Annotated in this window: 10 protein-coding genes; 2 read left to right on the plus strand and 8 right to left on the minus strand. The window is 34.0% G+C overall.

Going from position 1 to position 13,712, the window contains the following annotated elements; genetic code table 11:
• Positions 1-95: 95 nt before the first annotated feature.
• From BBI01_RS14155 to BBI01_RS14185, 7 genes are all read right to left on the minus strand, one after another.
• The gene (locus tag BBI01_RS14155) at positions 96-668 is read right to left on the minus strand and encodes a Crp/Fnr family transcriptional regulator (protein WP_065395297.1); all 573 of its coding nucleotides are present in this window, start codon (positions 666-668) and stop codon (positions 96-98) included.
• 229 nt (positions 669-897) lie between these two features.
• The gene (locus BBI01_RS14160) at positions 898-2,430 is read right to left on the minus strand and encodes a T9SS type A sorting domain-containing protein (protein ID WP_165602253.1); all 1,533 of its coding nucleotides are present in this window, start codon (positions 2,428-2,430) and stop codon (positions 898-900) included.
• A 108-nt stretch (positions 2,431-2,538) separates the two neighbouring features.
• Positions 2,539-3,384, minus strand: a complete 846-nt coding sequence (locus BBI01_RS14165; RefSeq protein WP_065395299.1) for a mechanosensitive ion channel family protein — start codon at positions 3,382-3,384, stop codon at positions 2,539-2,541.
• Positions 3,385-3,679: 295 nt separating this feature from the next.
• Entirely contained in the window at positions 3,680-4,414 is a 735-nt protein-coding gene (locus BBI01_RS14170) for an SDR family NAD(P)-dependent oxidoreductase (RefSeq protein WP_065395300.1), read from the minus strand.
• A 151-nt stretch (positions 4,415-4,565) separates the two neighbouring features.
• A complete protein-coding gene (gene yajC, locus BBI01_RS14175; RefSeq protein WP_065395301.1) occupies positions 4,566-4,928 on the minus strand; it encodes a preprotein translocase subunit YajC in 363 nt (120 codons plus the stop codon).
• Positions 4,929-4,938: 10 nt separating this feature from the next.
• A complete protein-coding gene (locus BBI01_RS14180) occupies positions 4,939-5,448 on the minus strand; it encodes a DUF1573 domain-containing protein (protein WP_065395302.1) in 510 nt (169 codons plus the stop codon).
• 1 nt (position 5,449) lies between these two features.
• Positions 5,450-6,355: a transcription antitermination protein NusB gene (locus BBI01_RS14185; RefSeq protein ID WP_065395303.1), complete on the minus strand. Its 906-nt coding sequence runs from the start codon at positions 6,353-6,355 to the stop codon at positions 5,450-5,452.
• Between the two features lie 91 nt (positions 6,356-6,446).
• Between BBI01_RS14185 and BBI01_RS14190 the strand changes: the two genes are divergently transcribed.
• Together BBI01_RS14190 and BBI01_RS14195 are read left to right on the plus strand one after the other, a co-directional pair.
• On the plus strand, positions 6,447-8,108 hold the full coding sequence (locus tag BBI01_RS14190; RefSeq protein WP_065395304.1) for an ABC transporter ATP-binding protein: 1,662 nt from the start codon (positions 6,447-6,449) through the stop codon (positions 8,106-8,108).
• A gap of 99 nt (positions 8,109-8,207) precedes the next feature.
• Complete coding sequence (locus BBI01_RS14195; RefSeq protein ID WP_002976288.1) at positions 8,208-8,543, plus strand: DUF3276 family protein; 336 nt, start codon at positions 8,208-8,210, stop codon at positions 8,541-8,543.
• A gap of 123 nt (positions 8,544-8,666) precedes the next feature.
• Here BBI01_RS14195 and BBI01_RS14200 read toward each other — a convergent pair whose 3' ends face one another.
• The gene (locus BBI01_RS14200) at positions 8,667-13,712 is read right to left on the minus strand and encodes a DUF4132 domain-containing protein (RefSeq protein ID WP_065395305.1); all 5,046 of its coding nucleotides are present in this window, start codon (positions 13,710-13,712) and stop codon (positions 8,667-8,669) included.

The following is a 13,712-nucleotide window of genomic DNA, read 5'->3' on the forward strand; positions in this document are numbered from 1 at the left end:
AAAGCCAATTGGAAAATTTTTGTAACGAAAGAACTGGCTAAAGCCCGTTCCTATTGAATATTTACAATTCCTTTGTTTAAGTTATTTTTATTACATCACTCATTGATATTCCTTCTGATGCGGCTCAATGATGAAGGCGTTACACCAAGATAAGAAGCAAGCATAGATTGAGGAACTCGATTGGCAAGTCCCGGATAATGATTCAAAAAGTGAATATATCTGGATTTTGCATCCTGATTAAGCATGATACTCGCTACTTTAAGCTTATTTTCAGCTACAAAGCCGTGAATTCTGGCAAATAGTACTGGCCAAATGGTTATCTTTTTCTCTAAAATTTTGAAATGATCAAGATCAATTACCAATAAGACTGCATCTGTGATCGCTTCGATATCTTCATGAGCAGGCAATTGTTCAGTAAAGCCTTGAAAGTCGCCAATAAAACGTCCTTCATATATAAAGTAACGGGTAAAATCATCACCTTGTTTATTATAATACAAAGACCGGAAGACTCCTTCTTTTACAAAAGCAATTTTTTGACCTACCTTTCCTGCTTCTACAAAAGTTTCTCCTTTTTTTACAGTAATTTCACGAATACCTTCAGCAATAAGAAGCTCATCCTGTTTATTCAGCAATCCGAATTTTTTGATGTAATTAAAAAGTTCTTCCATAATATTTTATCCACAGACTGTGGATAAGTAAAGGTATAAAAGTAGAACTTAAAAACAATTGTCATTTGGTAAAAAAGCTTATCAGAGGGTATATATAGAAGCTCAAAAAAAACTAATTAATTGATTTTTAAAATATAAGACAATATACAGATTAAACATAATTTTGATAAAGTAAAAGTCTTTGTTCACCTCATGATAAAAAAGACGAGATTGTTTCTCGTCTTTTCTATTATTCTTTAATAAACTTATGGGTATTTTCTCCAACTCTAAGGAAATAAACACCTTTCACAAGACTACTTACATCTACTTTTTTGTTATTGATTAAAAGCTTCATTATTATTTTTCCGCTTATATCGATCACTTCTGCATTTAAGTCTTTACTTTTAATATTTTTCAAATAAAGAATGTCTTTAACAGGATTTGGGTAAACACCTGAGCTTTCTTTTTGAGCCTCTTGATTTTTCACAGACAAAGTATTTGTGTTATTCAATACTCTGGTGATAATGCCTTTACTAGGTGTTTGATGATTTCCAAACATCATGATTTTCTGATCAGGTGTTATAATAGCAGATCTCGAGGTATCTCTATAGCCTAAATCGATATCTACCACTCCATTATTCCCAAAACCTGTATCAACAGATCCGTTTGGTTTGAATTTCTTGATAAACTGATTCATATCTATAGAATTTCCAGTAGGGCTTGCCATGTTTACAACATATATATTGTTACTATTGTCCAACAATAAAGTCGGAAACAACCCATTATTATCAACATAATAATTATTACTGTTATAATAGGGTTCATTTACGATTCCGTTAGTACCAAAAGTTGTATCGAGTTCTCCATATTGATCTAACTTCATTAATGTAATAGCATATTCACCTGTTACTGAACTGGAAAACCCATATATATAAATATTATTATCACTATTAGCCGTACCAAAGAGATAAGTAACATACCCTGATAAAGGAGTATATTGTAAATTGTTATTATTATAGGTAGCATCTAAAATACCATCTGTGGTATACCTAGACTTTAAAAAGGTTCCATCATACTTTTGCCCTATAAATACTATTTTTGAATCATTTTGTAATAACAATCGTCCAAAACCACTTTTCTGTAGTATTAATCCATTATTTCCGAATGAGGTATCAATCCATCCATTTTCATTAAGTCGGGTAATCATATAAGTAGCTTCCTGATCAGTAACTATTTCCATACATAATAAAATTTTATTATTGAATGTTAGCAGTATATTAGACAAACGGAATGGTCCAGTCACTCCATAAGGGGGGAAATAAGGATCAAATAGAATAGATGTATTAACAACTCCATTATTACCAAATGTCATATCATAAGTTCCATTTTCATTTAATCGCAAAATTTTTGTTCCCATCATATCTCCCAAAATGATTTTCTGATCAGGTTGAATACAAATTTTTTGCAAACGAGTATAGGCACCATTTTGATTAGAGGGCGGAATTATTAGAGTATTGAAAGTATTATCAATAGTACCATCAGCGTTTAATCTTTGAACAAAATTTGTTGTTTGGTCTACATAAGGACCTGCCGTATGACTTCCACTTACAATGATCTTATTCTGAGAAGTTACAGCTCCTGCTTCGTATGCAAATCCATACGCGTTATTCGGAGTATATGTAAATACTCCATTCGTTCCAAAAGTAGGGTCTAAAAATTGATTTTGTGCTGAGAAAACAGCTGCACTGAAAATTCCTAAACAAAGGAATAGTTTCTTAATCATGGTTATTATGTTTGCCAACAAATATAGTTCAATTCTATTAAGAATAATAAATAAAAATTCCTGCATTACTAACTAATACAGGAATGATTATAGACAAATATCTTATAATTATTTATTGTAAATATGCACATCTCTCTGCGGAAAAGGAATACTGATTCCCGCCTGATCCAACGCTTCTTTACAATCAATAATAAGTTCTTCATTCATTTTCCAGAAATTCTCAGTAGAGGTACTTACTCTGATAGATAAATTGATCGCGCTATCACCAAGCGTTGTAACCACCACTTGTGGAGCTGGCTCTGTAAGGGCATGTTGATTCTTTTGAATCACCTCCATTAATATTTCTTTTGTTTTTCTAAGATCTGCATCATACGCAACACCAATATCCAGATATGTTCTTCTCGTACCCAGCTGTGTAAAGTTTGTAATACTATTATTAGATACAACTCCATTAGGAATAATGATCAGTTGATTTTGTGGTGTAATTAATTTTGTATGGAAAATGTCAATTGCCTGTACTGTTCCGGAAACACCAGAATTAGTAGAAATAAAGTCTCCAATTTTAAATGGTTTTAATAGTAAAATAAGAATCCCTCCCGCAAAATTAGTCAGAGATCCCTGTAATGCTAAACCTACGGCTAAACCTGCAGCACCAATCATGGCGACGAATGCTGAAGTCTGTACTCCCAACTGAGTTACCACAACAATAAAGAGAAGAATATTAAGTCCCCAATTGATAATATTTAAAAGGAAATGCTGCAAGGAAGCTTCCATATTACGCTTTTTAAAAGCTTTTTCAACCAGTTTTTTGATCATCCTGATCATCCATGAACCAATCAGGTAAATCAATAATGCAGAAATTATTGCTGTGAAGATTTTTGGAGCCCAGGCAATTGCTGAGGAAATTAAGGTATCCCAATGTTTTTGAATGTTGTTCAATTCTAAATCGTCCATTTTTATATTACTTATTTATATATCATACCGATATTCCTTATTGACAAGGTTTAAAAAATGTACAAAACATTGATTTTTCAAAAGAAATTTGCCTTCAACCCTATAGAGTTAAAGTCATAGCATCATTTATGAAAACAGATTGACAGCAGAACAGATATTTCCTGCTTATTCAATGATCATTTTAAAAACCAGATTTACTGATAAGAAATAATTTCGTCTTCTACAGTAACAAAAAAAATACCGAAGTCTGTTGTATAATGATTTTTCTGATTTTAATCGTGTAAATTGTATATGATTATGGAAGTTTTGCAGCTAAACTCTCCGGTAATAATCTAAGAATATGATAAATGATTTTCCATTTAAAATTTGGAACAATAGTGAAAGAATTTCCGGCATTAACGATAAACTTTGCTACATAATCAGGCTCCATAATCAAGGATTCATTAAGCTCTAACCCAGCATTAATTTTTGTTCTGATATAACCTATCACTAAGGCATTCACTATTATTTTCCTTGAAGCCAATTCCTGCCTTAATCCTGCAAGATATTGGGTAAATGCAGCTTTTGTACTGCCATAAACAAAGTTACTTTTTCTACCTCTTACACCAGATAATGAAGACAATCCAATGATTCTTTCCAGGTTTTTATTACTTTCATCCATAGCAATAATATTCAGAATAGAAACTCCGCCCATATAATTAACCTCCATCATTTGCTTTGTTCCTTTAAAATCTCTTAAAGCTTGTTGATTATCTACCAAAAAACCTGCAGAATATACTGCTATATGTGGTTTTACGGATAACCCTTCATAAAACTTCTGATGTGAATCAAAATCTGCGGCATCAAAATACAAAACTGTAATTTTTGACCGATCAAGATTATTAGAATTTATAAAATCGTTCAAAGACTGTGTGTTTCTTGAAGCCGCTATTACAGAAAAGCCTTTTTCAATATATTGCTTAATACATTGTTTTGCGACATCTGAATTTGCTCCTAGAATGAGAACGGTTTTGCCTGTGTTTTGATTCATATCACAAAGATAATTTTTATTAAACACTAATATCACTAATGCTTTCACAAATCTCCATAATCAGAATGATTCATCCTGATTATTTGCTATAAAAAAATTGCGGCGGGTGAACTTCGTTCACCCGCCGCAACTTATTATTTTTCAGACTGAATTATTTATTTTCTTCAGTTACTGTTTCTTTTTTCTCTACTGGTTTATCAGCAGTTTTAGCTTTATCTCCGAAACGGCTTTCCGTCATTTCTCTTGATACAGCAGCTTTTTCAAATTTCAGTTTTCCTGACAAAGTTTCGATTACGAAACCGTCATCCTGAACCTGAGCAATTCTTCCGTGAAGACCAGAAGTAAGTACTACTCTCGTTCCAACTTTAAGGTTTTCCTGAAAGTTTTTTTCCTGCTTTTGCTTCTTCATCTGAGGTCTGATCATCAGGAAATAAAACCCGACAAACATTACTCCCATCATGATCAGCATCATAGGTGAAGATCCACCCTGTGCCTGTAAAAATACTGTCAACATATTTTAAAAATTACGGTTGAATGTTCGCAGTGAACGTTAATTTGATTGGAGACTTCTCTACGTTTGCAAAAACATCAGCATATTTCTGAACGTTTCCGTCAAAGCTTGAAGAATCAAAATGTAAAGTAATTTTCCCTTTTTTACCTGGTAAGATTGGCTCTTTTGTAAAGTCTGGAGCTGTACATCCGCATCCTGGTTTTACTTCAGAGATCACTAAAGGATTCTTTCCTGTGTTTGTAATTTCATATACATGCTCTACTTTGTCTCCTTTTTTGATTTTTCCGAAATCGAAGTTGCTTTCAGATAAAGCGATAGAAGTAGATGGCTCGTTAGATACTGGCGCTGCAGGAGCTTCTCCTGTTACTGCTGCAGTAGAATCTGCTGTTGTTACCGGAGCTGCTAAAGCTGAAGAATCAGTAGCTACAGCTTCTGGGCTTTGAGTTTCTTTGTTTTCTTTTTTACATGAAACTAATCCAAAGCCTATAATTGACAAGGCGATAATTGATAACGTCTTTTTCATTTTATATTCTATTTTGATCTTTACAATATTTATCTAAAATACCATTAATGAAGATATTCGAACGGTCTGTTGCAAATACTTTTGCGATCTCGATATATTCATTAATAATGACTCTTGAAGGCGTGAAAGCAAAGTTATCAAGCTCTGCAATTGCTGTAGATAAGATTACTTTATCCATTAGGGAAACTCTTTCCAGATCCCAGTTTTCTAATCTTTCTTCCAGTTTTTTCTCGTTGTTTTCCCAATTGTTCAGGGTATCTTTCAACAATTTGCTGGCGAAAGTTTTGTCATCTTCATCTTTAATCATTTTGATCAAAGTTCTGCTTTCTTCATCTTCTCTCAGGAATCCGATTGTTTTCTGCACCATTGAATTGGCAATATGGATATCATCGTACCATGAAAGTTCCTTATCTCCAAGATAATCATGGAAATCTTCATTTTCAGCAATATATCTTAAAAATAATTTTCCGATAAATTTCTGATCTTCTTCAAAAGAATATCCTTCTTCTTTCATGAAATCCTGATAACGTTTTCCTGCAGTAATTCTTTGGAAAGTCTTCACCAATAAATCATCATGCATATCCCATTTCAGCTGCTTATGCTGACCTGTGAAGAATAATCTCTCCGGATTTTCTTCAAGCTTAAGCAATACCTGGTTGTTGATGAATTTTTGGTTAGGGTTAATATCAGCATCGGTTTTAAGAAACTTATTCTTCCCGATTTCAATTTGATGTTCAGCCAATTCTTTTAGACTTACTAAAAAGTTAAGCTGATAGATATAGAGATAATAGATTTTCTCTATTCCAGCGAACATGTTTTTCTCTAAAACATCAAATTTCACAGGATTCTGATAGTATGAATACACTGCCTGTACTACTTTTTCACGGATTTGTCGTCTTCCTAACATTCAAAGAGCTTTTTAATGAGTGCAAAGATACAAAATTTAAAATTGATTGAATTCGTAGTGTGACTACATTTTTGTAATTTTGTAAAACTATATGAAAGCGCTAAAAACCTTAAACCCTTATTTTTGGAAACATAAAATACTTTTGTTTTGGGGGGTATTATTTATCATTGCCAGTAATTTTTTCAATATATATAAAGTTCAGTTTGTAGGAAAGTCTGTGGATGAGCTTACAAAAAGTGGAAATCTGGGCTTCAACAATCAGGTTCTGATCTATGTCGGGATTATTGTGGGATGTTCTCTTCTGACAGGATTTTTCACCTTTATGATGCGGCAGACCATTATTGTTGCTTCCAGAAGGATTGAATATGAACTGAAAAATAAAATCTACAGACATTATCAGGATTTATCTTTAACGGATTATAAGCAGACTACTATCGGAGACTTAATGAATAGATTAAGTGAGGATGTTGTTGCCGTAAGAATGTATCTGGGTCCCGGGGTAATGTATGTTGCCAACCTTATCGTCCTTGTTGTAATCACGGCAATTTATATGGTAAAAACGGATGCTTATATGACGTTATGGACTTTGTTGCCACTTCCTATATTATCTTTTGCAATCTATAAGGTAAGTTCCATCATCAATAAAAAGTCGAAGGTCATGCAGAAAAGCCAATCTGCGATTTCCACTTTTGTACAGGATAGTTTTTCAGGAATCCGTGTGGTAAAATTTTTCGCAAGAGAAAAATACATTGAAAAAAACTACGGAATTAAAGTTACCGATTACCAGAATAAGGCATTGGATCTAGCTAAAACAGAGGCATATTTCTTTACGATCATCTTGTTTGTAATTGGTTTACTGAATGTTGCAATTATCTGGATAGGAGGAACAAAATATATTGCCGGAGAATTAAGCATCGGTAAAATTGCAGATTTCTTCATGTATATCAACACACTGATTTTCCCTTTCTCTATGGTAGGATGGGTAACTTCTGTGAATCAGAGAGCGGAAGCTTCCATGCAGAGAATCAATGAATTCATGGATAAAAAATCGGAAATTGTAAATACTAATTTCGAGGATTATCCTATCAAAGGAGATATTGAATTCCGAAATGTTTCTTACGTTTATCCTAATACGGGAATTAAAGCTTTGGATAATCTTAGTTTTAAAATTAAGGCTGGGGAATCTTTAGCAATTATGGGTAAAACCGGAAGTGGAAAATCTACAATTGCCCTTCTTCTTTGCCGATTGATTGATCCTACAGAAGGAGAAATTCTGATTGACGGTAAAAACCTGAAAGAGCACAACCTGAACAACTATAGAAACTTCATTGGATATATTCCTCAGGAAAGTTATTTATTCTCAGATTCCATTGAAAATAACATTGGTTTTGCAATTGATAATCCATCTCATGAAAAAGTAGTGGAGTATGCTAAGATTGCAGATGTTCATAAAAATATTGTGGAGTTTAAGGAGCAATATAAAACACTTGTTGGTGAACGCGGGGTAATGCTTTCGGGAGGACAAAAGCAAAGAATTTGTATTGCCAGAGCCCTAATTAAGGACCCAAATATCATTATTTTTGACGATTCTCTGTCTGCTTTAGACACCGAAACAGAGCAGAATATTCTTGAAAATATTGATAAAAAAATCAGTAATGCGACATCCATAATTATCACACACAGAGAGTCTAGCGCTCAAAAAGCACACCAGATCATCAACCTCACCGAAATTACCAATTCTGTAACCGCATAGCTGTTTCGTTCTCAATTGTTAAATAAATCATAAAAAAAATTTTGTGATTAAAAGAATTCTTTTATATTTGTTCTTAACAAGATTAAAAAATATCTAACAATGAGTGAATACAAGGAACGCCATGAAAATGAAATTTTCACGAAGGTGTTAAAAGCAGGGAGAAGAACTTATTTCTTTGATGTGCGTGAGACGAAAGCAGGAGATTATTATCTTACAATCACTGAGAGTAAGAAGAATTTCGGAGAGAATGGGGAAGCTACATTCGAGAAGCATAAAATTTACCTTTACAAGGAAGATTTTAAGAGTTTTCAGGAGATGTTTAATGAGTCCACAGATTTCATCATTAATGAAAAGGGTGAGGATGTAATTTCAGAAAAACATGACAAAGATTTCAAAAGCAGATCTTACACTATAGATTCTGACGACGAAGTTTAAAAAAGAATATCTAAAAACACAAGCATCTGAAAAAGGTGCTTTTTTTATGCCTTAAAATTGGCTCATTGCTAAAATAAAAGGTACACTTTTAAAAAAGCATACCTTTTGATTTTATTTTCTTATTTATACATACTCACGCTTTATCTGTGATAGTATAGTCGGGTCTTGTATTTCATTTTCTTTCGCCAATAATAATACTTTGGATATTACTTCTGCAGATTTCGGATCATCATCTGCAAAAGGAAGGAACAATCTGCCTCTATGCTGTGAATGAACAGGCAGTATGGATAAATATATTCCCGGCGTCTGATGTACCACTGCACTTCCTAAATGCACACTATATTCTGCCAGCTGTCCTTTTATCAATACATGAGAACCTTCAATTCTGATATTCCCCAGTTTAAATAAACGTGCCGTTTCTTTCATCAATACACTTCTCATCTCAATAGACGATTGGCTAGCTTCAGGATCCACACCTCCTACATGAGCCACAGAAACCACAAGATCTACATCACGCATCACCTCGGAGAATAACCTTGAATTGATGTCTTCAAAAGGAATGTTTTTATAATCCTTTAATGAATGGAATTCTATTGTTTCAAGTGTTGGGCTTTCTATATCAGCAGGTGAAAACCAATCTGCCATTGCATAAAGCTTTACCTGAAATCCTTCTTTATGATATACTTTCTGTAATCCTTCTTCATAGTCTACTTTCCAACCTCTTGTTTTAAGTAATGCCAATGTCTGTTTCGGCTGAATCTGATGTCCGGCGTAACGACGGGATATTGATTTTTCTTTTAATTCGTCAGCAGTAGGAACATACAGCTCGCGGAAAATCTGCTTGAACGGCTGAATCAGTTTTTCTTTAAAGCAGTAATGCTGATAATCACTCCAAACCGAATGCTGATGTAAGTCTACACAATGAGCAATACGTAAAGTATTTTCTTCATTCAACTCCTGAATTTCACCATGAGCATTTATAAGCGCTCCATCATGATAGAACCCTATTTTATGATCATTGGAAATGAAGACTAGCTTTTCCAGATGTTTTACGATGACAGGGTGCTCAAAAAGGGTTTTGATTTCTTTTAAGAAGAATTCATCACCTCTGATCATAGCTTCTTCCAATCCTTTTCTTGAGCGAGTCCATTGTTCACGCATAATTTTGCGGTTATTGGTTAATTCCACAATGGCTTTATCTTTCTTAATTTTCGGAGGAATTGATTTTAACTGTTTATCATCTCTGAATACAACCAATTCCGCTTTACCATTATCATCAATGATTAAACCAACTGTAACTCCATCAATGGTTACTTGGGTATCTTTTGATAAAAGAGATTGAATTTGCTTGGTTTCCATAGCCCAGGTTAGTCTTATAGGATCAGGATATCCTGCATTTCTTGCTAAGTTTTCCAAAGCTACGCGAATTGCCAAAGCTTCACTTGCCTGCTTCATTGAACCAAATTCTTTACTTTCCTTCTTAAATTGCTGAATATATTCATATCGGTTCAGGACATCTTTCTCAGGATTGGCTTTACTTAAAGGAACAAGCCCATATACTCGAAGATAGTCCTGATCACGCTTATCTTTTACTTTAGCCGTAACTTCTTTGATCTTTAAACTTCCTGATAAAGTATCAGAATACAAGCGGGCTCTTCTGTGTCCGTTTCCGTCTGAAATATATTTTGCAGATTCATACAACATTTCCCAACGGGCTTTACCAAGTTCTTTATAGGCTTTTGTAAACCAATCTTTATCTACTGCTCCATCTTTAAATTCCTGGATATCTACAGATGAATATTTGGCTACTTCACTTTCCAGCTTGGCATTCTGTTCTTCATAAGCTCCTGTTTTGGTATGAGCATGCATCCACCAAATAGCAGAATCCAATCCTTTCCAGCCTAAATAATTACTGATCAGAGACTGCCATTGCGGTGCATATACTGCTGCCTGTATCAATCGGAGTTCTGATATTTTTTCTTTCTTTACAATGCCATCAAACACCTTCTGTGTATCACTTTCTAAAGGATAACATTCTGAAATGAGTTTAGAGAAGAGCTTTTGCTTGGTCATGCTTTCTCTACTATAGCCGTATATATAATTAGCATATAATCCCGATTTACCCAACCCTTTAAGGATCTGAGCAAAACGTTTCGCTCCGTATATGGTCTGGAAATCCTGAACAAAGTGGGAAACTGCAGTACTTGCATCTCCGCGGATAAGCTCTATATCTAGAAATTTTTCCTGTATTTCTGCAATCATAGGTTTTAGGAAAGGAAATTCTTCCAGATATTTTTCTTTGTTATAATAATTGGTTTTTACAGTCGTTAATTCTCTGATTGCTGAATCAGCCGTTAAAATTCCTTCATACAGCTCTTCTTTAGTGATTAGCTTTAGTTCATAAGCTTTGCAAAAGAAATAAAAGTTAGGAACAGATTTTCTGATATTTTCTTTCAAGCCATTATATTGCATCCAACGGTATATATTCCATTGTTTGATATGTTGTTCATTGGTGAGACCTGTTCCGGGAACCGTCCATAAGAAAGGCATAAAAAAATCAAGTTTTTGCCAGCCATTTCCCTGATCCTGATAATAGTAATCGTTACTATCTTTTCCTTTATAATTAATTATACTTTCAGGAAGATTGGCAAAGATCGTACTTGTAGCATCTAGTGCAAAATCTATATGCTCCTCGAATACAAATTGATCTTTTAAAGATTGTAAAATCATAAGGATTGGATTAGTCCAGGCATATCCTCCTTTTAGCGGATTAACTAAAAAATCTTTATAATAAAAAACATAGTTCTCCATGAATTCCCTGAAGACTTTTCTATCACAGTTTTCGGCTAAAGTCAGTAAGTACAGATCTCTCGGTTGTAAACCTGAATCTAAAAACCATTGTTCCCAAACCTCATGCAATGGATAATTTTCAGCCAATTGTTTCGGTGTAAAACCCTCTGTATTTCTTTTGATCTGACGGAAAGTATTTCCCATCAGCAAAGTAGTTACAGAGCCATCCCATTCTTCAGCATCATATTCGTGATTCTTATGCTGCAGAAATAAATCATGAAGCTTTTTAATTTCTGCTTTTACACCCGCCATCGGTTTTGTAAAGCCATATTTATCTTTTTTAATAGCCTGGGCATATACCGAGTCTGATTCTACTTTTGGTAAAGCAAATTTCGATACTACATTAGGATCATAAAAGCCATACCCGTTGTCTTCAGAAAGTACAGTATTATCTCCGGATGGATTAATTTGTTCTAATAAACCCTGTTCTCTTTCTGTTATTTTTGATCTCTCAGCGTATTGTTTTGTCCAATTGGAAATCTGGGCAGATACTCTTTTCCCTTTTTGAAGTTGGAGCATAATATCTAAAGATGCTGCGCGTTGCTCCAGATCACCTTTACTCATCAATTCCTCCACCAATTGGGTAATGACATTATCTTCCTGCTCAATAACCAGCTCTACAAGCTTTTTACGCAGTACGCCACCCTTTCTTTTAAAGAGATCAAAGAAAACCATGATTTCTTCTTTATTTAAAGGGTCTTGTAACAATATATTGATTCCGGAAGCAACCAATGCCTCTCCCCTGTCTTTTAAAATTTTAAAAGCAAATTCTCTTTGAAATGCCGTTACTTTCAGTTTCTTTTTCCCCACTGCATAAGACAGCGAATAACAGTAAAATTCGCGCAGTATATTCCTTGCCAACAATTCTCGTAAGGACAGATCAAACTGATCGAAATAAGAAAGAACAATATCAAGTTTATGACTGTCATCTCCTACAAGATAAAACATAGAAGCATAGAGATCACTCTTTTTAAAAGTTGCATTCAGCCATGAGAATACTTTCCCTTCAAACTTCTTCTCTTTCACATCTGTTTTAAGAGTCAACTCATTAATCTTTTCAAAGAAATCCGGGTAATCAGGATTGTTGATAAAAAACTTAGAATCCGTATTAGTATTTAATAAATTAGACATTGGATAACCCGAAAATGCCAATACCTGGATATTTCCATCCAAAACGGCTTTATAATACAAAGGCATCTGAATGTATGGATCCGCCGTTTCTATTGCAAATTTAACAGCAAGACATTTCTTTTCCACATCTCCTTTATCAAACAGCTCGTGCAGATACGGAACCGTTTTCTCAACATCCCATATTCCCTGCACCCAAAGCGCCATATACACTTCATTATTATTTTTACTTTTCACCGCAACCGAAATTTCTTCCGGATTTTGAAAGTAATGATTTGCTAATGATAAAATATTTTTAACAACAGATTCTTTTTCTGCTTCCCAACCTAATCCTGTCCAGGTATCTATAGCTCTTACAACAGATGAAAAACGGGTAAGTTTTTGGTCAATAATCACATTGATCATATATTCCAAAGCTCCAACGCTCGTTTCATCCAAAGCTTCTAAAATCGTCTGACGTAAACCTTCCTGGCGTTGTGCAGCAAGTAAAAGTTTTTCCACAAGCTCCCAACATTCTTTTTTATCACTGTTCAGTAAAGCTTTAATGATATTCAGAGATACTTTTCCTTCAGAATGTTTATTGAAAATAATATCTTCAATCAATTGATAAATTGCCTTATTTCCGGTATCGATTGCAGCAGTCCAAACATAAAAACGACTTGAATTATGAACAAATTCGTTATCATAAATAATCTGTTCTTCTAAAGACAAATTAAAACTTTGATCGCCATTATAAGAATAAACACAAGGAAATATCATTAATTCCCTTATAAAATTAACCTGATTGAGCAATATATAGTCTTCACGATGAGGAGCCCGGAACGAACGTCTGGAATAATTACTCTGATACATTTTGTAAGGCATTTTATCCCATGCATATTTTACAAGCTCAGCATTCTCACCAAATAAATAGACCAACAAATTATAATACTCCTGATCTTCCCAAATATCAGGCTTTATATATTCTTTAAATTTTTCAGCTTCTTTAGATCCTAAATAAACCCTTTCAAAATAATTAGGTTTTCCTTTTAATAATTTTCCTAATTCGGCAACTTCCTTTGTAAGGATAGGTCTGTCAGGATAAAGCGAAGAAGGAACTCCTTGCTCAGAATGCTCTAAAAGATCTTTTCGTTGTTTTTCATAAAAATTTTTGACAAGTTTTTTCGATTCTAATTTTTTTGTGATTTCCAT

The sequence above is a fragment of the Chryseobacterium artocarpi genome (genome assembly GCF_001684975.1).
GTDB classification, from domain to species: Bacteria; Bacteroidota; Bacteroidia; order Flavobacteriales; family Weeksellaceae; genus Chryseobacterium; species Chryseobacterium artocarpi.